A 22579-nucleotide genomic window follows, 5' to 3' on the forward strand; every position below is an offset into this window, starting at 1 on the left:
AGGCGTGTAGACAACGGTGCGGACAGGCCGGCGCGTCAGGGCCGCAACGTAAGATAAGACGCGTGACTACGGATAAGACAAAGACTTTTGACCTCTCGACCTCGTTCAAGGCCTACGACGTGCGCGGAATCGTGGGGCAATCCATCACCGCGGAGATCGTCGAAGCCGTCGGTGCCGCCTTCGTCGACGTCCTGGAACTCACAGGGCAGACCGTGCTGGTGGGCGGGGACATGCGCCCTTCCTCCCCCGAGTTCGCCAAAGCCTTCGCGAACGGCGCAGCCACCCGCGGCGCCAACGTCCAGCTGCTGGACCTGATCTCCACCGACGAGCTCTACTACGCGTGCGGGGCCCTCAACGCCGCCGGCGCCACGTTCACCGCGAGCCACAACCCGGCCGAATACAACGGCATCAAGATGGCCAAGGCCGGCGCCGTGCCGATCTCCTCCGAAACCGGGCTCATGGAAATCCAGGCCCGCGCCGAGGAATACCTCAACGCCGGCGCCATCCCCGCGGCCGGCAGCACTGGCCTGATTGGCGTGCAGGACGTCCTCAAGGGCTACGCGGAGTACCTGCGGTCCCTGGTGGACCTGCGCGGTTCCCGGCCGCTGAAGGTTGTGGTGGATGCCGGCAACGGCATGGCCGGCCTCACCACCCCCGCCGTGCTTGGCGATGCCCTGCTGCCCAAGCTTCCGCTGGAGATCGTGCCGCTGTACTTCGAGCTCGACGGATCCTTCCCGAACCACCCGGCCAACCCGCTGGAGCCGGAAAATCTGCGCGACCTGCAGGCCGCCGTCGTCGAGCACGGCGCGGACATCGGCCTGGCCTTCGACGGCGACGCCGACCGCTGCTTCGTGATCGACGAGAAGGGCGCGCCTGTCTCGCCGTCGGCCATCACCGGTATGGTGGCCCGCCGCGAAATCGCCCGCGCCCAGGGCCTCGGTGAAGACACGCCCACCGTCATCCACAACCTGCTGACCTCCCGCGCGGTTCCCGAACTCGTCGAACGCCACGGCGGCCGGCCCGTCCGCACCCGCGTGGGGCACTCCTTCATCAAGGCCGTCATGGCCGCGGAAGGGGCCATCTTCGGCGGGGAACACTCGGCCCACTTCTACTTCCGCGACTTCTGGAATGCGGACACCGGCATGCTGGCCGCCATGCACGTCCTCGCCGCCCTGGGCGAACAGGAGGGCCCGCTCTCCGAACTCGGCCGCGAATACGAGCCGTACCGGTCATCCGGTGAGATCAACTCGGAAATCGAGGACAAGGCCGCCGCGGTCGAGCGGGTCCGCGAGGACTTCCACGACGAGGACGTCGAGGTCGACTACCTCGACGGCAGCACCTTCATCGCCACCGACGGCAGCTACTGGTTCAACCTGCGCCCGTCCAACACCGAACCGTTCCTGCGCCTCAACGTTGAAGCCACGGACGCCGCCACCATGGAACGCGTCCGCGACCGCGTCCTGGCGCTGGTCCGGGGCTAGCGGTGGCAGTACACCCGGAAGAATCCGCCAACACCGGATCCTGGCGCGAATCCGTGCCGGACGCCAGCGCCACGGACCTGGAGAACCTGCTCGGCACCGGCGTCGGTGCCGCGCAGGAGCAGCTGGAACGCAACGGCGGCTTCCTGCCCTTCGCCCTGGTGGTGCAGAACGACGGCGAAGTCCGGCTGGTGGCAGTCACACCCGCCGACGCGAGCGACGGATCGGACGCCGACTTCGACGCGGACGCCATGATCCGGGACCTCCACGAGTTGCTCCGGCAGCACCGGGAGGAGTTCCGGGCCGCCGCCGTCGTCTGCGACATCACGCTGCTCGAGGAAGACTCGGACGCCATCCACGTCGCGGCAGAGCACCAGGACGGCTCCCTGTTCGCCGCCGTACTGCCCTACGCCGCGAACGCCGGGACGCACGAACTCGAATTCGGCCAGCTGGCCGCCGATACCAACGAGCCCGCCGTCTGGGTGGACTAGACCGCCCTTAGGCTGGGGATATGAAGATCAATGCGTTCGCCGATGTGAGCCTTCGCGCTTTGCTGGTGCTCGCGGCCGTTCCGGACGGCGGGCTCCTGACCACCCAGAGCATCGCCGACGCTGTCGGCACGCCGTACAACCACGTGAGCAAGGCGATGGCGAAGCTGCGCGCACTGGGGCTGATCGAGGTCGAACGCGGCCGCAACGGCGGATCCCGGCTGAGCAGCGCCGGCCGGACCGCAACGGTCGGCCAGCTGCTGCGCCAACTCGACACCCGCCTGGACCCGGCCGACTGCGTCGCCACGGGCGGGACGTGCCCGCTCATCACCGAATGCCGGCTCCGGGCCGCGCTGGCCCGGGCCCGCGAAGCCTTCTATGGCGAACTCGACGGGATCGTGATCGCGTCGCTGCCGACCTCCCGGCAGATGGCGCCCGTCTTTGCGGCGATCGGGCTGCGCCCGGGGCTTTAAGCGGCCCGGCAGGTTCGGGCCGCCGTCCGGCATGGCGTTTACGAACGTGGGCACCACCGGTTCCTTCCCCGGCAGCGACACTTGCCACTGACACCCGCCCATTCCCGCCGCCGCCACGCCCGGAATCCCGTCGATTTGGAATAGATTTCTACGCAGTGTAGAACTTAGGCATAGATATTTGCATTTGAAATGCAAGTATCGCCGCGGACCCGGCTGACGACGCCGGGCCACTACCTCAGGAGTCAACATGCTCTCGGACAAGTCCTTCCCCGTCATCGAGGCCACCCTGCCGCTGGTCGGTTCCCGGATCGGGGACATCACCCCCAAGTTCTACGCCCGCCTCTTCGCCGCCCACCCCGAACTGCTGGACGGCCTGTTCAGCCGCTCCAACCAGCGCTCAGGCAATCAGCAGCAGGCCCTGGCCGGAAGCATCGCCGCCTTCGCCAGCCACCTGGTGAACAACCCGGACACCCTGCCGGAGACCGTGCTGTCCCGGATCGCGCACCGTCACGCTTCCCTCGGCATCACCGAACCGCAGTACCAGGTGGTCTACGAGCACCTCTTCGCCGCCATCGCCGAGGACCTCGCCGAGGTCATCACCCCCGAAATCGCCGAAGCCTGGACCGAGGTCTACTGGCTCATGGCGGACGCCCTCATCAAGCTCGAGAAGGGCCTCTACGCCGCCCAGGCCAACGCCAAGATGTGGACCCCCTGGAAGGTTGCCGCCAAGACTCCGGCCGGCACCGGCTCCATGACCTTCACCCTGGAACCGGCAGACGACACCCCCATCACCGCGGCGCTGCCGGGCCAGTACGTCAGCGTCAAGGTCACGCTTCCGGACGGGCTCCGCCAGGTCCGCCAGTACTCCCTCTCCGGCGACGCCGGCACCAGCCGCAGCTTCACCACCAAGCTCGACGACGGCGGCGAGGTTTCCCCCGTGCTGCACAACAACGTGGCCGTGGGCGACGTCATCGAAATCTCCAACCCCTACGGCGAAATCACGCTCGCGGAGGGCGACGGCCCCGTGGTCCTGGCCTCGGCCGGCATCGGCTGCACGCCCACGGCGTCCATTCTGCGCTCCCTGGCCGAGTCCGGCTCGGACCGCCAGGTCCTGGTCCTGCACGCCGAAAGCACCCTGGACAGCTGGGCGCTGCGCTCCCAGATGACGGACGACGTCGAACGCCTGGACGGCGCCGACCTGCAGCTCTGGCTCGAGCAGCCCGAAGCCGGTTCCAACGCAGGCTTTATGTCCCTGCGCGAGGTGGACCTCCCGGCCAACGCCTCGCTCTACCTGTGTGGCCCGCTGCCGTTCATGAAGAACATCCGCAACGAGGCCATCAACGCCGGCATCCCGGCCACGAAGATCCACTACGAGGTCTTCGGCCCGGACATCTGGCTCGCCAGCTAAAGCACTCATCGACGGCGGCCCCGCACTTCTTCGTGAAGGTGGGGGGCCGCCGTCGTGAAGCGGTGCCCGCGGAGCCCGCACAGAGCGCGTCAGCCCGCCGACGGCACCCCGGTGATCGCGTGGCCGAAGCGCAGGAGGTTGCCGGGGTCGTACGTGGACTTCGCGGACCGCATCCGCTCATAGACCTCAGGAGACCACGCCCGGGCCCGGTCGGCCTCGTCGCCCGGCTCGCCATGGAAATTGACCAGCGTGTACCCGGTGGAGTGCGGAGCCATCGCGGCCAGGATCCCGCTGATGGAGGCCGATACGGCCTCGGCAAGGGGCGGTATCTTGAACCCGACGAGGAACAGCAGGAAGGCCGCGTCCCGCCCCGACACGGCGTCCGGCAACGCATCCGGCACTGCAGCAGTCCGCGCCAGCGCGCCACCGAGCGGCCGGACCTCCACCAGCAGCAGCGGGCAGTCCGAACCGTCCCCGGTGAGCTCGAGCAGGTCAGCCACGGCATCGTCGCCGAAATCCTTCAGGAGCGCGCCGCCGTCCATGAAGGGCAGCGGGTCCGCCGGGTCCATGTGGATCTGGTCAACGTCGAGGTAGCTCATGGGCCCGGCCGTGTCCATCAACGGGGTCGAGACCGCCCGCATCGGGGCCAGCAGCGCGTCGCCGGCCTCGCGCTTGCCCAGGAAGGCAAAGCGCAGGTGCACGACGAACTGGTTCCGCAGCGGCTCGGGAACGAAGTCCATATCCGGAAGCCGCAGCAGCGAGATCGAGGGTGAGGCATCTTCGGGCAGCGTGGGCAGCCAGTGGCGGAAGGCAGCCAGGACGTTGGCCGCATCCGCCCCGGGATAGATGATGCCGCCGCCGTAGAAGTCACTGAACGGAAAGAGACTGAACTCGAGGGCGGTCACGATCCCCAGGTTGCCCTTGCCGCCGCGCATCAGTGCAAACAGCTCGGCCTCGGCGTCGGCGTCGATCCGCCGCAGCGCGCCGTCGGCCGTAACAATTTCCATGCTGCGGACATGGTCCGCCGCGAAGCCGTGGGCGCGGCCGAGCACGGGCAGCCCGCCGCCGAGCGTGTAGCCGACGACGCCGACGTCGGTGCTGGAGCCGTGCAATCCGACGAGCCCGTGCGGCACGCTGGCCTCCAAGAGGGTGCGCCACTTCACCCCGGCGCCGACGCGTGCGGTGCGTTCATCCGGATCGATCTGCAGGTCCTGCAGCCGGCGTGTGTTGATGAGCAGGCCGCCATCGATCGCCGATTCGGCGCCGTGCCCGGTGGACTGGACGGACACGGGAAGCCTGCGCTCGGCCGCCCATTTAACCGCGGCCACGACGTCAAGGGCATCTGCGGCCCCCAGAACGACGTCGGGCCGGTGCACTGTTGCGACGTTGAAGGCGAACGTCTCCTCCGCGAATTCGGGGCTGTCCGGCAACGCGACCGGGCCGCTGACAGCGCTGGACAAAGCATCGATGTCGTCGTTGACAAGCATGAGGAACTCCTGAATCTCGCTTACCGCGAGCAGGTCGGGGGCGCGGCCGCACCCGCCCGGAATGCCCCCAGCGCACGCTCCAATCGGCGGCCGGCCCGGCTGATGGAATGCGGACAAGCCTAGGGATCCGGCCTGACGCGGCCTAGGGACCTAAGTCCCGGCGTCACGCACCCAACGAAAACGGCGGCCCCGCATCTTCCGGGAAGATGCGGGGCCGCCGTCGCTATTGCACTGTTATAGGTGCTGTTGTGCTGGCTGCTACTGCTCGGCAGCCATGCGCTCCTTCAGTCCTGCGAGTTCGGCGCGCAGCGCCTCGGGCAGCGAGCTGCCGAAGTTGGCGAACCACTCCTCGATCGAGGCCAGCTCGGTGGTCCACTCCGCGGGGTCGACACGGACGGCCTCTTCAACCTGGGCCGGGGTCATGTCCAGGCCCTTGAGGTCGATCGCGTCAGCGGTGGGGACGAACCCGATGGGGGTCTCCACGGCGTCGGCCTTGCCCTCGAGGCGTTCGATGGCCCACTTCAGGACCCGGGCGTTGTCACCGAATCCGGGCCAGGCGAATCCGCCCTCGGAATTGCGGCGGAACCAGTTGACCAGGAAGATCTTGGGCAGCCGCTCCGGGTTAGCCTTCGCGGACAGGTTGACCCAGTGGTTCAGGTAATCGCCTGCGTCGTAGCCGATGAAGGGCAGCATGGCCATCGGATCCCGGCGGACAACGCCGACGGCACCGGCTGCCGCGGCGGTGGTCTCCGAGGACAGGGTGGAGCCCATGAAGATGCCGTTGGACCAGCTGCGCGCCTCGGTGACCAGCGGGATGGTGGTCTTGCGGCGGCCGCCGAACAGGATCGCGGAAAGCTCCACGCCGTCCGGGTTGTAGTACTCCTCGGCCAGCATGTCGATCTGGTCGATCGGCGTGCAGAAGCGGGAGTTCGGGTGGGCGGCGGGCTTGTCCGAATCCGGGGTCCAGGAGTTGCCCTGCCAGTCGGTCAGGTGCGCGGGCACCTCGTCGGTCATGCCCTCCCACCACACACCGCCGTCGTCCGTCAGGGCGACGTTGGTGAAGATGCTGTGGCCCTTGGCGATGGCGCGCATCGCGTTGGGGTTGGTGCCCCAGCCGGTGCCCGGAGCCACGCCGAACAGGCCGGCCTCGGGGTTGACGGCGCGGAGCTCGCCTTCCTTGCCGAACCGCATCCAGGTGATGTCGTCCCCGAGGGTTTCGACCTTCCAGCCTTCGATGGTCGGATCCAGCAGGGCGAGGTTGGTCTTGCCGCAGGCCGACGGGAAGGCGGCGGAGATGTAGTAGTTCTTCTGCTCCGGCGAGGTCAGCTTGAGGATGAGCATGTGCTCGGCAAGCCAGCCTTCGTCGCGGGCCATCACCGAGGCGATGCGCAGGGCGTAGCACTTCTTGCCGAGCAGGGCGTTGCCGCCGTAGCCGGAGCCGAAGGACCAGATGGAGCGCTCCTCCGGGAAGTGGACAATCCACTTGTCCGGGTTGCAGGGCCACGGGACATCGGCCTGGCCGGGGGCCAGCGGGGCGCCCAGGGAGTGCAGTGCGGGGACGAAGAACGCGTTGGTAGCGGTGATCTTGTCCAGGACCTTGGTGCCGATGGTGGCCATAATGCGCATGGAGGCCACAACGTAGGCACTGTCGGTGATTTCGACGCCGAACTTGGGGTCCTCGGCGTCCAGGTGGCCCATCACGAAGGGGATCACGTACATGGTGCGGCCGCGCATGGAGCCGGCGAACAGGCCGCGCAGCTTTTCCTTCATCTGCGCCGGGGCCATCCAGTTGTTGGTGAAGCCGGCGTCGTGCTCCTTCTCGGAGCAGATGAAGGTCTGCTCTTCGACCCGGGCCACGTCGGCGGGGTCGGAGAAGGCCGCGAACGACTTGGGGAAGAGGTCCTCGTTGAGGCGGGTCAGGGTGCCGGCGGCAACGAGCTCGTCCGTCAGCCGGGTGTTTTCCGCTTCCGACCCGTCAACCCAGTAGATCCGGTCCGGCTGGGTCAGTTGAGCTACCTCTTCTACCCATGCCAGTAGACCGGCATGTGTGGTGGGTGCTTTTTCAAGCAACGGCAGTCGCGCCAGATCTCCCATTACGGTTCCCTTCCTCGGGTTCAGTGGTGTGTCCTAAATGCTAGGGCTCGGCAGGGGGCCCATTTCGGGCCCGGACGTGGGATGACCGGGGCGGAGCAATTCAAAAACCGCGGAAATTCAAGGAACTGGCCGGCCATCATCCCTCCTTTTTGTGACTAAGGTCACGTAGACCGGTCTAGTCGGCTAGATTACACCCGTTTCGATTTGTAACTGGGCCCGGGCTCGCGTAAAGTAATTCGAGGTTCGGGGAGCGAGAAGTTCTCCAAGAGCCGAGAATGCGCCCATAGCTCAGCTGGATAGAGCGTCTGTCTACGGAACAGAAGGTCAGGGGTTCGAATCCCTTTGGGCGCACAGATGAAGATCCGCCCCGGTTCGCCGGGGCGGATCTTTTGCTTTAACCGCCTACTGCCCTAGGCGCCAGGGCGCCGGGCCGGCTGCCTTAGGCGGCGGGCTGGGCGCCGGCGGCAGCCGTTGGGCCGGAGCGGCCCGGCCGCAGGGCTCAGGCCGTGGTCCGGACGATGATGGTGCGGATGTCGTCGAAATGCGTGCTGAGCCGCTCGGAGGCGAGGGCCTTGTCCGCCGTTGCGACCGCCTCATAGATCCCCCGGTGCACTGCGGCCGTTGCCTGCAGGTCGACGGCGTACGGTCCGCCGAGTTCGAGGTGGATCCGGCGGTAGACCTTCCAGAAGACGTCCATCAGGCTGATCAGCAGGTCGTTGTTCAGCGGCTCGAAAAGCCTGCGGTGGAACTCCGCGTCGGCCTCGATGAAGGGCTCCCCCGCGTCGGCCAGCGCTTCCATGCGGTTCACGGACTCCTCCACGGCGGCCAGCTGTTCTGCGCTGATCCGGTCCATGGCGGCGCCGACCAGGCCGGATTCGAGTGCTTGCCGGACCTCCACGAGCTGCAGGGCTTCCTCGCCCTGATGGCGCAGCGACAGCCGGGCGCGGAAAGTGAGCCCATCGGTCAGGGCCTCGAAATTGCTCGGCGCCACGAACATGCCGAATCCGTGGCGGATCTCAATGACGCCCAGCGCCTGGAGCGCCTTCAAGGACTCCCGCAGGGTGTTGCGGCCGACGCCGAGTGCCGCCGTCAGCTCGTTTTCGGTCGGCAGCGGGTCGCCGGGAACCAGGTCGCGTTCCAGGATCAGCTCCAGGATGTCCGACTGGAGCGCCCGGAGCCGGGCCTGGGCGCTGAACCTTGCCAGCGGTATGGCCGGGCCTGTTGTCATGTTGCGTGCGGCCATGGCCGCCTCCTCCCCCAAGTATGGTCCCAACAGTATCGACCGTCCCCCGTCCTGCAAAGGGTTCGGCCCGGCACATTACGCCGGAAGCCCGCATCGCCGGAGCCCGGAGCTCCCCCGGATCCGGCCATGGCCCCGGCGTAGGCTGGTGCCATGACGGCACAGATTGAGCGGGAATTCGATGTCATTGTGATCGGCGCCGGGGCCGTGGGCGAGAATGTGGCGGACCGTGTGGTCCGCGGCGGCCTGACAGCAGTGCTCATCGAGGCGGAGCTGGTCGGCGGCGAGTGCTCGTACTGGGCCTGCATGCCTTCGAAGGCGCTCCTGCGGCCGGGCACTGCGCTGCATGGCGCGCAGACGGTCCCCGGCGCCCAGGAAGCGGTCACCCGCACCCTGGATCCGGCAGCCGTGCTGAAGCGCCGGGATTACTTCACCTCTAACTGGCAGGACGACAGCCAGGTCAAGTGGGTGGAGGACACAGGCATCGAACTGATCCGCGGCCACGGCTGGATCACCGCCCCGCGGCACGTCGAGGTGGCCGGGCTGGACGGCAACAGCTACGCACTCACGGCCCGGCACGCCGTGGTGGTCGCCACGGGCTCCGCCCCGAACCAGCCGCCGGTCGAGGGGCTTCACGACGTCGAGTACTGGACCACCAGGGAGGCGACCTCAGCCCGCGCGGTTCCCCCGCGGCTTGCGGTCCTCGGCGGCGGCGTTGCCGGCGTCGAACTCGCCCAGGCCTATGCCCGCCTTGGTTCGTCCGTGACGCTCGTGGCCCGCGGCGGGCTCCTGGGCGTTTTCCCGGAGCAGGCCGCAGACCTGGTCGCTGCCGGCCTGCGCGCCGATGGCGTGGACCTCCGCCTGCACACCGGTACGCGGAGCGTGCATGAGAACGACGACGGCTCCCTTACCGTAATGCTCGACGGCGGCCCCAAGAGCAGCCCCAAGGACGGCCCGGGCGCCGGTCCCGCTGACGGCACGGCCCATGGCGCCACGATCACGGCGGACAAGCTGCTCGTCTCCACCGGCCGGCACCCCGCCCTTGAAGGACTCGGCCTGGACAGCGTCGGCCTCCCGGCACCCGAGGGCGGGACCCTGCGGCTCACCACCGATTCCACCGGACTAGTCCACCACGCCACCGAGAACGATGCGTCCGGCAACCCGTGGCTCTACGCGGCCGGCGACGCCGCCGGACGGGCCATGCTGACGCACCAGGGCAAGTACGGTGCCCGGGCCACCGGAGACGCCATTGCCGCCCGGGCCAAGGGCGAACTCACCGGCGAGCCGGCACCGTGGAGCCGCTTTGCCCAGACGGCCTCCGAGCATGCGGTGCCGAACGTGGTGTTTACCGATCCGGAACTGGCGAACGTCGGCCGGACCATGGCGCAGGCGGAGAAGGACGGCTTCCGGGCCTCCGCCGTGGAACTCCCCATCCAGGTGGCCGGCTCCTCGCTGCACGCCGAACACTATGAAGGGTGGGCGCAGCTGGTCATCGACGAGGACCGCAAGGTGCTGCTGGGCGCCACGTTCGCCGGCCCGGATGTCGCTGAACTCCTGCACGCAGCCACCATTGCGGTGGTGGGGGAAGTCCCGCTGGACCGGCTGTGGCACGCCGTGCCCTCCTATCCAACCATCAGCGAAGTCTGGCTTCGCCTGCTCGAAAGCTATGGCCTGTGATCCGTTGATCACAAGCGGCTAGTCTATTTGAACTGACCAGTCAGTTCGGTTAGCCTTGAAGCAGACTAGACCCTGCGAAAGGCTTACATGCTCTCCGTGCAACAGCTCCGTGTGAACGGGCGCCGGAATGACCTGCTCCCACCCACGTCCCTTGAGGTACGTGCCGGGGAGCTGCTCTTGGTTGAAGGCGACGGCCAGGACCAGCGAACAGCCCTCGCCCTCACACTCAGCGGCCGGATGAAGCCCTCCGGGGGAGTGCTCAGCTGGGACGGAAATTCCAAGATTAAGCGCCTCCGGTTGGCCAGCGCACTCGTGGACTCCCCCGGTGTCAACGAGCCCGAACAGCATCTCAGCGTGGGCGACCTCGTCACCGAGGACCTCGCGCTCATCCCCCGGCGCTATCGCGGTGCTCTGCTGAGCAAACCCTGGCTCAAGGTCAACCGCTTCGAGGACATTGCCGGCCTCTGGACCGAACAGATTCCGGCCCGGCGACGCGTCGAACTGCTCACCGCCCTTGCCCTGGCCAACCCCGGAACAGATCTGCTGGTGGTCGATTCTCCGGACAGGCACAGCGCAGATCCCGCGGACTGGCTTCCCAGGCTGGAAGATCTGGCGCACGACGGCGGCCGGCCGCTCGCCGTCGTCGCCACCGTCGCGGCACTGCCGGACGGCTGGACCGGGCCCTCCGCCGCAATCGGGAACGCCGTTGAGGCTGCCGCCGCAACGGTTTCCATCGTTGACGCATCCGCGGACCCCTCCCAGCCTGATGCGCAGACGACAGAAGGCCATCCCGCGAAACACCGGAACCCTGAACCCATCCCGTTCGAAACCGAGGCCTTAAAGTGACTGTTCTGCGGCTGGCCCGCTCCGAGCTCAAGCGCATGACTGGCGGGCTCCTGCCCAAACTGACCATCCTGGCGCTGACCATGGTGCCTTTGCTGTACGGCGCGGTGTACCTCTACGCCAACTGGGATCCGTACGGGAACCTGGACCAGATCGACGCCGCCTTGGTAGTCGAGGACACCGGCGCGTCCGCCAGCAACGGGACCCGGCTCGAGGCCGGGAAAAAGGTCGCCGACAGCCTCGTGGACGGCCACGTCTTCAACTGGCAGAAAGTCACCACCGCCGCGGAAGCGGACCAGGGCGTGAGCAGCGGCAAGTACGCGTTCGCGCTCAAGATTCCCAAGGACTTCTCGGCCAACCTGGTCTCCCCGGGCAGCTTTGACGCCGCGAACCAAGCCATGCTGAATGTCACCACCAACGATGCCAACAACTACGTCCTCAGCAACATCGTGGACAAGCTGACCGCTGCCGTGCATTCGACGGTTGCCAAGGAGGTGGGCGAGGAGACAGCGAACCAGCTCCTGACGGGCTTCGGCACAATCCATACTCAGATAGTCCAGGCCGCCGACGGGGCCGGAAAACTCTCCGACGGCATTGCAAGACTCCGGGACGGGGCAGTCAGTTTGCATTCCGGAACGAGCCAGCTGAACGGCGGAGTCGCAGAACTCGCCGCCGGTCAAATGAAGCTGCGCGATGGCGCCAACCAGCTCAATTCCGGCGCCGGCCAGCTCAGCGCCGGCCTGACGCAGCTGAAGGACAGGACGGCCACACTCCCTGCCGACTCGCAGAAACTCGCGGACGGCGCCGCGCAAGTCGCGGCGGGAAACGCGGCATTGAACACGAAAGTCCAGGACGTCGTCGGGCAACTCAGTGCTGCTGACAAGGGCCTCCGGGACCGTGTGGTGCAATCCAACAGCCGTCTGATTGCCGCCGGGATCATCACCCCCGACCAGGCCGGCAAAATCCTGGCCGATTTCGATACCGCCGCAGCCTCAAGCCCGGTGGCCGATGCGAAGTCCAGAATCCAAACGGATGCAGCCCAGATCCAGCAGCTTGCCGACGGGTCCGCCGCCGTAAGTTCCGGGGCGGCCAAACTTGCGGGAGCAACGCCGGCCCTGACTGATGCCATCTCAAAGGCTTCAGCCGGCGCCACCCAGCTCTCAGCTGGCTCGGCCGCGCTGGCCGCGGGCGAGCAAAGCGCTGTCGACGGCACTGCCAGGCTCGCAGATGGCGCCCGTCAGCTCGACGACGGGGCGGGCCAGCTGGAGGATGGCGCCCGCACGGCCTCGGATGGCGCCGCCACCCTGGCCTCAGAGCTGGACAAGGGTGCCGGGAAGATCCCCAATCCCGATGACGCCCAGAAGAACAGCCTGTCAAAGGTGATCGCGGACCCTGTTGCCGTCAGCGACGTCTCTCAGGCCAAGGCAGCGTCGTACGGTGCCGGCCTGGCGCCATTCTTCCTGACCCTGGCCCTGTGGATCGGCGTATTCATGCTGGTCCAGGCCATGCGGCCCATCACGCAACGCGCGCTGGCGTCCAACGCCCCGTCATGGAAGATCGCCGTCGGCGGCTGGCTGCCGTTCTTTGCCGTTTCAGTCATCCAGGCCACGCTGCTCACCCTCGTGGTGGACCTGGGCCTGGGCCTCAAGCCTGCCCACCCGGTGCTGATGTGGTTGTTCATGTTGGCGGCCGCCATGGCCTTCAGTGCCATCATCCAGGGCGTCGTGGCCCTGTTGGGAACTCCCGGGAAATTCGTGGTGCTTATCCTGCTGGTCCTGCAGCTGGTTTCCTCCGGCGGAACCTTCCCGTGGCAAACCACCCCGCAGCCGCTGCACTTTGTCCACGAGGCGCTGCCTATGGGTTATGTGGTGGCCGGCATGCGGCACCTGATCTACGGCGCAGACCTTTCCTTGATCGTGCCCACGGTGGTTGGCCTCCTTGGGTACACTGTGCTCGGGGCGGCGCTTTCCACGCTGGCCGTTCACAAGCACAAGTTCTGGACCCTGAAGTCCCTAAAACCGGAGATCGCCGTATGAGCACAGTGGGGACCGGAGAGAAGAAGCTCCGTCCCGCCCGCACGAACGCCACGAAGCAGAAACTGTTCGAGGCGTCCATGGAACTGATCGGGGAGCGCGGCGCGGCGGGCGTGACGGTGGACGAGATCGCCACGGCAGCCGGGGTGTCCAAGGGCACGGTGTATTACAACTTTGGCAGCAAGTCGGACCTGATCGCCCAGCTGCTGCGCCACGGCGTGGACATCCTGCTGGCGCGGTTGCTGAGTGTCCGCGACGGCTCCGCCGACCCCCTCGCCGCCATGGAGGAGATGATCGGCCAGGCCATGGACTTCATGGCCGAGTACCCGTCCTTCGCGCGGCTTTGGGTCAGCGAAAGCTGGCGCACCCCCAGCGAATGGCAGGACACCTTCGCCGAGCTCCGCGGGCGCCTGCTCGCGGTGATCGGCTCTGCCATCGACGGCGTCGCCGCCGTCTACCCCGTGGATTCCGCCGTTTCCCGGGGCAGCCTGGAAACGGCAATCTTTGGGGCCTGCTTCGTGGTGGGCCTGGACCGCCAGACGTACAACCCGGAGCGCACCAGGGAGCAGAGTGTGGCCGCAATCATGGCCTCCATGCGCGGCTACGTCGTGAAGCAGCCGCCAGCTCGGGCATGATTGTTCACATGCGTCACATGGGTACCAACGGGAAAGTCGCCATCGGAGCGTTTCTCACTGCCCTGGCACTTCTGGTCCTGACCGGAATCACCCTGCAAGAGTGGGTGCTGGTGTGGTTCGTCGGGGCTGCCGCGACGGCCTATGTGGCCTGCGTGGCGGAGGTGGTGGTCCGGCGCCGGCACAAGACTTTGGCCGCGAGCGGGGTCGGCAGCATCCTCTTCATCGCGTTCGGGGTCGCTTTCCTGCGTCAGTGGGGGCTGGCCTTCAACCCCGATCCCGAGGCCCTGTCCACGCGCGTCGATTCCGAGCATCCGGATTTGTACTTCTATCTGGCCATGGCCGCCGGAGCCGTCACCTTACTGTTGCTGTTCGCCGGCACCGTCCTGCCCGGCAGGAGCCACGGCCGGCGTTCCCCGGGCCGTGCTCCGCGACGCCGCCCGTCGCCCGCCGCGCGGGGAGCGGGGGCCAGGTCTGCGAATCCGAGGCCTTCCGCACCGCGGCCGACGCCGAGAGGAACCGCCGCGCGCCCGGCGGCTCCGCGGGCGGCTGCTCCGCGGGCGGCTGCTCCGCGGGCCACTGCCCGTCCCGCGGCCAAGTCACCGGCGAAGACACCGGTCAAGCCAGCAACGAAGACCCCGGCCAAGTCGCCTGCCCCCAAATCACCAGCCCGGGCCTCGGCCCGCCGCTGAGTCCCGCGCATCACCACCCGGCGAAAGGCTCAGCACAGGCGGAGAGGTTCAGCACAGGATCTTCCGCCTGGAGCCAGCTCAGGAGTTCCGCTCAGAGGTTTCGAGGCTTGTCTTCCCGTGGGGTGGCATCCGGGCCCGGGTCCGTGTCGGTCCGGGTTACGTCCTCGCGGCTGCGCTGGTCGGCTGGCACTTGCTGGCCGGACGCTGGCTCGCCGGACGCTTGTTCGCCGGAAGACACTTGCTGGCCGGACGTTTGCTGGCCGGGGACCTGGCTGCCCGTTGCGGGTTCGGCGGCGGCCCTCTCGGCGCGCAAATCCCCGCGGGTCGGCATCTGCCCGCTCTCGCCGCCGCGTTCAGATGTGACTACGTCAGGGTCCACTTCGTCGGCTTTGCGCAGTTGCTCCTGCGCGCCGGAGCGGACGCTTTCGGCCTCTTCCTGGCGCTTGCGGGCTTCCTGCCGCAATCGCTCGGCCTCGAGGTCGGCCTCCTGCGCGTCGGCCTCGGCACGGGCCGCCTTGGCGTCGCGTTCCCGCGCAGCGAATTCGTCGGCCTTGGCCTGTTCACGCATCTCGGCCGCACGGTTCCGGTCCGCGGCCACCTTGCGTTTGCGGCTGACCATGACCGCCACCGCTACGATCGCGAGCACCACGACGATGCCGACAATAATTCCTATGAGCTGCCCTGAATCCACGTTGATCACCTTTTCTCCGGGTTGCAACAGATGCCCCAAAACCACTGGAAAAAACCACATGACTAAACAGCATCAGTAAACCGCAGATCGGCGCCGGTTGCTATGGATTCCGCAGCCCTCACCGGGCGGACCTGCGGCTATTTAGCGCGGGGGACCTTGAAGTGGGTCAGCTTGGCGTCCTGCCCGTCCAGTTCGGCCCACGACTTTTCCGTTTCCAGGATGGTCAGCCCGCTGGTCGGATAGCGTGTGGCAGCGTCCATGTAGGCATCGTGGTCGGAGTCGCGCGACGCCAGATGCATCGCAAGGTCCTGCACCCCGGGCATGTGGGAAATCACCATGAGGGTGGTGACGGTGTCAGGGACGTGGTTGATGACGGCCAGCATGCGCAAGGCGGAGGCGGCGTACAGCCCATCCTCGAGCTTGGGCGTTGGCGCCTTGTCTCCGAGGGCGTGGCACACCCACGTGCAGGTCTGGCGGGTCCGCAAAGCGCTGGAGCAGAGGATGAAATCGGGGACCACGCCGTGCTTGAGCAGCCACTTTCCGGCGACTGGGGCGTCCTTGTGGCCGCGTTCTTCGAGCGGCCTTTCGTGGTCGGCAACCCCGCCGGGCCAATCGGACTTGGCGTGCCGCATGATCACCAGCCGTTTGATGTGATGCGCGCTCATGCCCCAATCCTAGTGCGGCGGCTGGCCCACGGGCGCGCATCCCACCAGCGTCCGCTCAGTCTTCAAGGACAAAGGTCACTTCCAGCACGACGTGCCAGGCAACGACGGCGCCGTCGCTGATTTCGACCTTCTGTTCCTTCACCCATGCCCCCGTGACATTGCGAAGCGTCTTATTGGCCCGGTCGATGCCCTCCTTGATGGCGGCATCGAACGAGGTCTTGGAGTTCGCGCTCAGGGTAGTAATCCGTGCAACAGACATGTCTTCCTCCCAATAGTCGGCTCAACGGTCCGAGACTACGCCGGACCCCCGAAAGGCAACAGAGTCCAACCAAAACCACCAGCAGCGGCGGCGAAGGCCCGTCAGCCAGCCCACCCAATGCGCCCGTCGGGGAATGTGGCTGCCGGCGGAAAGCCACTGAAGCTTCCGGAAACGCGAAAGCGCCCGCCCCCTAAGCAGGGACGGGCGCTTTGCGTAAAGCTGAGGCTAGATCGAGTATTCCGGAGCGGCCCAGACAACCACTTCGGGGTGCTCGTAGAACCGGTAACCCTGGCCGCGCACGGTGCGCACGGTGTTGGCGAGGCGGCCGAGCTTGGAACGCAGGCGGCGGATGTGGACGTCGATGGTCCGCTCGTTCGGGACCTCTTCGGCGTTCCGCCACAGGCCTTCGAGGAGCTCGTCGCGGCCAACGGTGCGGGTGCCGTTCTCCACGAGGTAGTTCAGGAGTTCGAATTCCTTGAACGTGAGGTTCAGGGATTCGCCGTCGAGGTGCACTTCACGGCGGGCGAGGTCGATCAGCACCCCGGAAGGCCGCGGATCCTGCGGCTGCTGCAGGCGGGCGGTCTCGGTGCGCTGGCGGGCCCCCGCGGTGGGGTCACCGAAGGTCGAGCGGACGACGTCGAGGGCGGAACCCGGGGCACTGGCCGGCGCGACGGCGACGGCGGCATAGCTTTCGGCACCGGCCACGAGCGACTGTGCGTAGGCCCGGATTTCCTGGGCAAGCTTGGCGATGGATGTGCCGGCTGCAGCCGCGGTTTCCTCGTCGATGCCCATGTACAGCACGAAGCCGCGGGCGACGTTGTCGCTGGGGGCCGGACGGACCGGGCTGCCGGCACCCGGGGCGATCACCGGGGTGGGTGCCGTGGCGGGGGCGGGGGGGACGGCACGGAGCTGGCCGTAGGAGTCAGGGTTGTAGCCCTGCGCTGCATATCCGGGGGCGGGGAAGCTGCCCGCGGATCCGGCGGGGGCGAACGCGGAGCGCCCGCCGAAGCCCTGGCGGATCCCTGAGGCCTGGCCGGCCTTGCTGGCGTTACGGACGGAGATGTGGACGTATCCGGATGCAACTGACATGGAATGCTTACCTCAATGTGAATGGCCGTCATCGCGGCTCGAATGCTTCTTTCCCCGCAATGAAATTGGGGAGGGGCGCCCGACTCTGGGCTTGGGGGCGAATGCCTAGAAACCTTTAGGGGTGTAAAAGTTAGGCGTGCATTCGACAACAGCGCATCTCGGTACCAGCGGGTGTGCTGATCCAGGAAGCTGCGGCTGCAGGTGCTGTTGAGTTCTTGTTCACAATTGAAGTGTGCAACGTAACAATGTAAACGTGCAAGTAACAATGGACCCCAGGTTCCACATAGTGAGACAGATCGAGGATTTGTAGCGCAAGTCACAATTCTGTAGCGGCAATAAAATAACAAGTGTTTTACTGACCGGAAGGTCAGCAGGTACCCTTTCTCGAATATTATTCGGTCCACGGCGGCTACATCAGGCAAATCGTTCACAGCACGGCAAGTTGGGCCAAACCGCGCCTGCGCACCGCTGCCTGCGAGGCGGTCCACGGAGTGGGCAGCCGGAATCGCCGCCGGCCAGGCACGGTGGCGATGCCGGCCGCGGCGGCTCAGTTCAACTGGCCGGTGGCCGTCGCCGCGACCAGCATGACGGAGGCCGCCGTGTAGCCGGAACCGTCCTTGGCCGCCACGATCCGCACCGTCCCGCCAGCGACAATGTCCGCGACGCTCAGCTGCGTGCCCGTGCCGCCGGCCTGCTGGCGCCGCTGTTGCAGATTACTCACCACCACGTCGCTGCCCAGCGCATAGCTGCGCGTGAAACCGTCGCTGCTCTTGACCGTCACGGAGGACGAGCTGACCTCGCTCACTGTGCCCAACTGCTCGGCCATCGTGGTGTACGCGCTTCCTTGCAGCACCACGTATTCGGCGTGCACTGCCGCGGAAAGCCCGCTGCCCATGCCACCGGCAGCGAAGTCGCCGGGACCGCCCGGCCCCGGCATGCCGCCGCCCGCGAAACCACCTTGCGCGGAACCGTCTTGCGCTGAACCGGGCACGCCCGGGGCGACACCCTGGCCGCCGGGTCCGCCGGCTGCCGCCCCGCCGGGCGCACCGGTGGCTGCCGTTGCGCTTGAGGTGAGGGCATAGACGCCGGCCCCGGCGCCGACGGCCAGGACTGCGGCGGCCCCGGCGACGGCGAGCCCCCGCTTGAGGGTCCAGGGCTTCGCCGCCGAGGCCGTCTTGGCGGAAGTTCCCGGCGCGCCCCAGCCTGTGGCTGCGGCGGGGACAGGTTCCTGCCGGGGCATGCCCCAGGCAGGTTCCGAGGCCGGAACCTTCCAAACCGGAGGCGCGCCCCAGCCGCCGGCAGCGCCTGCTTCAGGCCGCCCGCCGTCGGCGTGCCCGGCGCCGGCGTGTCCGGTGTGGTCTGTTCCGCCGTCGGTGTGTCCGGCGCTGTACTGCCAGGCAGTACGGGGTGTGGCTACGGGCGCGGGCGCCATTGGCGCGCCGGTGGTGGGCGTGGGGGCGGGTACAGGGGCTGACTCGGGGGCTGGTCCGGAACCGGCTCCGGGATGCTGACCGCTCATGGTGTTTCTCCTTTAGGGTGCGGATCGGTGTTCACCCCAGCGTGGTGAGCGATCCTGTGCTTGGGCTGTGCGGGCCGACAGCCCGGCCTGTGACGTTGGCGCCGGACGGGAAAGGGGTTTGAACATGGCCGGTGCGGCCAACAAGGTCCCGCAACGGCATCCAGCTCGCTAGGCTGGGATTCACAGGTGCCGCACAGGGTCCCCAAAGCCCCGCCTAACCGGCAGATCGGAGAGTTGTCCCCATGGCCACTTCGCACTCCATGACCAACAACCTTCCCCAGCTCACGCATCCGGACGGCTCCCCCATCCGCGCCCTCGTGGTGGATGACGAGCCCAGCCTCTCCGAGCTCATGAGCATGGGACTGCGGATGGCCGGCTGGTCCGTGGCCGTGGCCGAGGACGGGCCTGGAGCCGTCCGGCTGGCCAAGGATTTCCGCCCCGACGTGCTGGTGCTAGACGTGATGTTGCCCGGGTTCGACGGCGTCGAACTGCTGAACAGGATCCGCGCGTTCGCGCCGGAGGTGCCGGCGCTGTTCCTCACCGCCAAGGATGCCGTCCAGGACCGCATCACCGGACTGGCGGCCGGCGGCGATGACTACGTCACCAAGCCGTTCAGCATGGAAGAGGTGCTGCTGCGCCTGCACCGGCTGGTCCAGCGCTCCGGAGTGGCCGCCATGGACACCGCCGAACTCGTGGTGGGAGACCTCGTGCTCAACGTCGACACCCGCGAAGTCACCCGGGCCGGTGAGGAAATGCACCTGACCGCCACGCAGTTCGAGCTGCTGCGCTACCTCATGGAAAACCCGAAACGGGTCATCAGCAAGGCCCAGATCCTGGACCGTGTCTGGGACTACGACTTCGGCGGGCAGGCGAACATCGTGGAACTGTACATTTCCTACCTCCGCAAGAAGGTCGACGCCAACCACGCTCCCATGATCCACACGGTGCGCGGAGCCGGGTACGTCCTGAAACCGGCGGACTGATCCGTGCCCTCACTTTCCGGCATGACCCGCGTCCCCGGACGCGACTGGCGCAACCCGTCCACGTGGCATTTGCGCACCCGGCTGGTCCTGGTAGCCATGGCGCTGCTCGTGGCCATCTGCGGCGCTGTGGGCTTGTTCAGCTACGCCTCCATGGACCTCTTCCTCACCCGGCAACTCGACACCCAGCTGGACCAGGCCTCGCACCGTTCGAGCGAATTCGGCCGGCCCTCCTCGGACGATTCGGGCAGGCGTCCCGACCCCCTCGAAGCCCGGGGACAGGGCGTCGGGACGCTGAACGCACGGATAGTGGACGGCGAAGTCAGCAGGGCCGGATTCCTGGCCGGGGACGGCGCGGTCAAGAGCCTCTCCCCCGCCGACAACAACGTTCTCCTGGCCCTCACCCCGAGCGGCGTGTCCGTGGACCGCAACCTTTCGGCCGGCGCCTACCGGCTCACAGCCGCGCGCACACCGTACGGCGACGTGATCGTGACCGGACTCCCGCTGGCAGAAAAACAAAACACCCTGGCCTCCCTGGTCTGGACCATGGTGGTGGTGTCCGCAGGGGGACTCGTGCTGATCGGGCTCGCCGGCACGGCCCTGATCCGGCGGACCATGAAGCCGCTGGAACAGCTCTCCGAGGTCGCCACCAAGGTCTCCCGTCTCCCGCTGGACGCCGGCGAGGTGGCGCTCGGGGTCCGCGTCCCGACGTCGGCGGCCCATCCCGGAACGGAAGTGGGCAGCGTGGGCTACGCGCTGAACAAGATGCTGGACAACGTCTCCAACGCTCTCGAGGCGCGGCAGGAGAGCGAGATGAAGGTCCGGCAGTTCGTCGCCGACGCCTCGCACGAACTCCGCACCCCGCTGACGGCCATCCGCGGCTACACAGAGCTGATGCGGATGACCGAGCATTTCACCCCCGACGGCGAGAGGTCCCTCGCCCGTGTGCAAAGCCAGTCCGAGCGGATGACCACGCTCGTGGAGGACCTGCTGCTGCTGGCGCGCCTGGACGAGGGGCAGCCGCTCAAGATCTCCGACGTCGACCTCACCCAACTGGCCATCGAGACGGTCAGCGATGAGAAAGTCATGGCCCCGGACCGCATCTGGCAGCTGGAACTTCCGGACGAGCCCGTGGTGGTGCGCGGTGATGCGACCCAGCTTCACCAGGTCCTCGCCAACCTGCTATCCAATGCGCGCAAGCACACTGAACCCGGGACCAAGGTGGTCACGGGCGTTATGCGCTCGGCTGACGGCAGTGCCGTGGTCACCGTGACAGACAACGGCAGCGGCATCGCCCCGGAATTTATCGGCCGGGTCTTCGCCCGCTTCGCCCGGGCCGACGCCTCGCGCACCAATCCGGCGTCGAATCCCGCAGCCGTCCCCGCCGATTCTGCCGTCGCGACGGCGAGGGTAGGGTCCGGGGCCCCCGCACGCTCGTCCTCCGGCGCCGTTTCCGGCAGCCGCGGAGGTCACGGCACGGCGACCGCCGCGCCGACGTCCGAGGGCACCAGCGGGTTGGGCCTGTCCATCGTCCAGTCGATCGTGGAGGCCCACGGAGGAACAGTCGAGGTCACGTCCCGGCCGGGCCGCACGGAGTTCGCCGTGCGGCTGCCCGCCGCGCCGCCGCCGGCTTAACCGGAACGGCCGCCGTCGGCGCAAACGGCCCGGACCGGCCGGCCCGCGAACCCGGCGCAACCCGACACCCCGGCACTGTGACTCCTGTTACCAAAATGTGACTTAAGCGGCCAGGTCCTGTAGCGTCGTTAGCGTGCGCCGCCATCGGTGCCGCATATCCGGACGGACGCCAAACTCTGCCGCTTCCCGGATTCCGCTGGACCAGGCAGAGGCGGGGGACCCAGAGTTCCCGGGCATTCTGCTTTCATGCGCCCTCGGGGTGAAGCCGACACGTGATGTTCCGTGCGGCCGGATGACCTCATCCGAACCCGACAGCTAACTCCGCCGGCGTTGAGAGGCCACCATGACTGAATTCCAGGTACAAACACGCCCTGACGGCGGTTCGCATTCCCGCTCAGTTGGCGCAGCCAAGTCGCGCCACCGCGCCGAACCGGTCAAGCAGGCATCCGCCCTGTCGCGGTTCGCCGCCGGGCTCGGTGTAACCGGCCGCCGTGCCGCCGTCGTCACCGCCGCGTGCGCACTGCTACTGGGTGGCGGTGCCGCCAGCCAAGCGGCAGAGCCCGGCGCCCACACGGCGAATGTTGCGAGCCAGACGGCCACGATCGCCGACCCGCTGGCCAAGCTCAACTTCGAGCGGGTCCAGGTGGCTGGCCCGGGCGCTCCAGCGGAAAAGAACGTGGCTCCCCAGATCTCGGAGGTTAAGGCAGCCGAAGCGCTGATCCACGCCCCCGCTGCTGCCGCGCCGGCAGCCTCGGCAGCACCTGCTCCGGCCCCCGCGGCAGCCCCCGCACCTGCTCGGGTTCCCGCGGCAGCTCCCGCTCCGGCACCCGCTCCGGCACCGGCAGCCGCTCCGGCCCCCGCACCGGTCGCAATCGACGACCCCGCCGGCGCGCAGGCCTACGCCGCGTCCCAGCTGGGCCGCTATGGCTGGGCACCTGGCCAGATGCAGTGCCTGCACAAGCTGTGGACCAAGGAGTCCGACTGGAAGACCACCGCCACGAACGCCAGCAGCGGCGCCTACGGCGTGGTCCAGTCCCTGCCCGCCTCGAAGATGGCGAGCGCCGGCGCCGATTACATGACTAACTACCGGACCCAGATCAACTGGGGCCTGAACTACGTCAAGTCGCGCTACGGTTCCCCCTGCGGTGCCCTGAACTTCCACTACGCACACAACTGGTACTAAACCGGCACTAGCC

At 67.6% G+C, this 22579-nt stretch carries 20 protein-coding genes, 1 tRNA gene and 1 riboswitch; of the genes, 13 read left to right on the plus strand and 8 right to left on the minus strand.

From position 1 onward, the window contains the following. Positions 1–62: 62 nt before the first annotated feature. The 4 genes from AC1DRO_RS03335 (at position 63) to AC1DRO_RS03350 (ending at position 3847) form a co-directional block, all read left to right on the plus strand. Positions 63–1481, plus strand: coding sequence for a phosphomannomutase/phosphoglucomutase (locus AC1DRO_RS03335; RefSeq protein WP_476949814.1), 1419 nt, complete (start codon positions 63–65; stop codon positions 1479–1481). A gap of 2 nt (positions 1482–1483) precedes the next feature. Further along, the gene (locus AC1DRO_RS03340) at positions 1484–1969 is read left to right on the plus strand and encodes a hypothetical protein (protein WP_028278122.1); all 486 of its coding nucleotides are present in this window, start codon (positions 1484–1486) and stop codon (positions 1967–1969) included. A gap of 20 nt (positions 1970–1989) precedes the next feature. Further along, the gene (locus AC1DRO_RS03345) at positions 1990–2439 is read left to right on the plus strand and encodes an RrF2 family transcriptional regulator (protein ID WP_476949815.1); all 450 of its coding nucleotides are present in this window, start codon (positions 1990–1992) and stop codon (positions 2437–2439) included. A 247-nt stretch (positions 2440–2686) separates the two neighbouring features. Then, complete coding sequence (locus tag AC1DRO_RS03350) at positions 2687–3847, plus strand: globin domain-containing protein (RefSeq protein ID WP_476949816.1); 1161 nt, start codon at positions 2687–2689, stop codon at positions 3845–3847. Positions 3848–3936: 89 nt separating this feature from the next. Here AC1DRO_RS03350 and AC1DRO_RS03355 read toward each other — a convergent pair whose 3' ends face one another. Both AC1DRO_RS03355 and AC1DRO_RS03360 read right to left on the minus strand, forming a co-directional pair. After that, positions 3937–5334: an FAD-binding oxidoreductase gene (locus AC1DRO_RS03355; RefSeq protein ID WP_476949817.1), complete on the minus strand. Its 1398-nt coding sequence runs from the start codon at positions 5332–5334 to the stop codon at positions 3937–3939. A 258-nt stretch (positions 5335–5592) separates the two neighbouring features. Next, a complete protein-coding gene (locus AC1DRO_RS03360; RefSeq protein ID WP_476949818.1) occupies positions 5593–7428 on the minus strand; it encodes a phosphoenolpyruvate carboxykinase (GTP) in 1836 nt (611 codons plus the stop codon). A 277-nt stretch (positions 7429–7705) separates the two neighbouring features. Here AC1DRO_RS03360 and AC1DRO_RS03365 point away from each other — a divergent pair. Then, positions 7706–7779: transfer RNA gene (locus AC1DRO_RS03365), tRNA-Arg, on the plus strand. 148 nt (positions 7780–7927) lie between these two features. On the opposite strand, the gene AC1DRO_RS03370 is transcribed toward AC1DRO_RS03365, so the two are convergent. Continuing rightward, positions 7928–8656, minus strand: a complete 729-nt coding sequence (locus tag AC1DRO_RS03370; RefSeq protein ID WP_028275178.1) for a FadR/GntR family transcriptional regulator — start codon at positions 8654–8656, stop codon at positions 7928–7930. Between the two features lie 165 nt (positions 8657–8821). Between AC1DRO_RS03370 and AC1DRO_RS03375 the strand changes: the two genes are divergently transcribed. From AC1DRO_RS03375 to AC1DRO_RS03395, 5 genes are all read left to right on the plus strand, one after another. Further along, entirely contained in the window at positions 8822–10345 is a 1524-nt protein-coding gene (locus tag AC1DRO_RS03375; RefSeq protein WP_476949819.1) for a dihydrolipoyl dehydrogenase family protein, read from the plus strand. An 87-nt stretch (positions 10346–10432) separates the two neighbouring features. Further along, positions 10433–11191, plus strand: a complete 759-nt coding sequence (locus AC1DRO_RS03380) for an ABC transporter ATP-binding protein (protein ID WP_476949820.1) — start codon at positions 10433–10435, stop codon at positions 11189–11191. Then, positions 11188–13224 (plus strand): YhgE/Pip family protein, encoded by a 2037-nt coding sequence (locus tag AC1DRO_RS03385; protein WP_476949821.1) that lies wholly within the window; start codon positions 11188–11190, stop codon positions 13222–13224. Before AC1DRO_RS03380 ends, AC1DRO_RS03385 begins: the two co-directional genes overlap by 4 nt. Continuing rightward, on the plus strand, positions 13221–13856 hold the full coding sequence (locus AC1DRO_RS03390) for a TetR/AcrR family transcriptional regulator (protein WP_476949822.1): 636 nt from the start codon (positions 13221–13223) through the stop codon (positions 13854–13856). Before AC1DRO_RS03385 ends, AC1DRO_RS03390 begins: the two co-directional genes overlap by 4 nt. A gap of 8 nt (positions 13857–13864) precedes the next feature. Next, entirely contained in the window at positions 13865–14545 is a 681-nt protein-coding gene (locus AC1DRO_RS03395) for a hypothetical protein (protein WP_476949823.1), read from the plus strand. A gap of 91 nt (positions 14546–14636) precedes the next feature. On the opposite strand, the gene AC1DRO_RS03400 is transcribed toward AC1DRO_RS03395, so the two are convergent. The 5 genes from AC1DRO_RS03400 to AC1DRO_RS03420 form a co-directional block, all read right to left on the minus strand. Further along, positions 14637–15236 carry a hypothetical protein gene (locus AC1DRO_RS03400; RefSeq protein WP_476949824.1) on the minus strand — a complete coding sequence of 200 codons (600 nt, stop codon included), beginning with the start codon at positions 15234–15236 and terminating at the stop codon, positions 14637–14639. A gap of 137 nt (positions 15237–15373) precedes the next feature. Beyond that, positions 15374–15901, minus strand: a complete 528-nt coding sequence (locus AC1DRO_RS03405; protein WP_018774262.1) for a SixA phosphatase family protein — start codon at positions 15899–15901, stop codon at positions 15374–15376. Positions 15902–15956: 55 nt separating this feature from the next. Then, positions 15957–16160: a dodecin family protein gene (locus AC1DRO_RS03410; RefSeq protein WP_018774263.1), complete on the minus strand. Its 204-nt coding sequence runs from the start codon at positions 16158–16160 to the stop codon at positions 15957–15959. Positions 16161–16385: 225 nt separating this feature from the next. Next, positions 16386–17249: a winged helix-turn-helix domain-containing protein gene (locus tag AC1DRO_RS03415; protein ID WP_243181814.1), complete on the minus strand. Its 864-nt coding sequence runs from the start codon at positions 17247–17249 to the stop codon at positions 16386–16388. Between the two features lie 547 nt (positions 17250–17796). Continuing rightward, positions 17797–18768, minus strand: a complete 972-nt coding sequence (locus AC1DRO_RS03420; protein ID WP_476949825.1) for a hypothetical protein — start codon at positions 18766–18768, stop codon at positions 17797–17799. A gap of 242 nt (positions 18769–19010) precedes the next feature. Here AC1DRO_RS03420 and AC1DRO_RS03425 point away from each other — a divergent pair, with 242 nt between their 5' ends. From AC1DRO_RS03425 to AC1DRO_RS03435, 3 genes are all read left to right on the plus strand, one after another. Next, positions 19011–19751, plus strand: coding sequence for a response regulator transcription factor (locus AC1DRO_RS03425; RefSeq protein WP_476949826.1), 741 nt, complete (start codon positions 19011–19013; stop codon positions 19749–19751). Between the two features lie 21 nt (positions 19752–19772). Further along, entirely contained in the window at positions 19773–21383 is a 1611-nt protein-coding gene (locus AC1DRO_RS03430; RefSeq protein ID WP_476949990.1) for a sensor histidine kinase, read from the plus strand. Positions 21384–21567: 184 nt separating this feature from the next. Beyond that, positions 21568–21727: riboswitch (cyclic di-AMP (ydaO/yuaA leader) on the plus strand. Continuing rightward, positions 21727–22566, plus strand: coding sequence for an aggregation-promoting factor C-terminal-like domain-containing protein (locus tag AC1DRO_RS03435; RefSeq protein ID WP_476949827.1), 840 nt, complete (start codon positions 21727–21729; stop codon positions 22564–22566). (Overlaps the previous riboswitch by 1 nt.) Positions 22567–22579: the final 13 nt, after the last annotated feature.

It is taken from the genome of Arthrobacter sp. P4_F11, assembly GCF_056401395.1.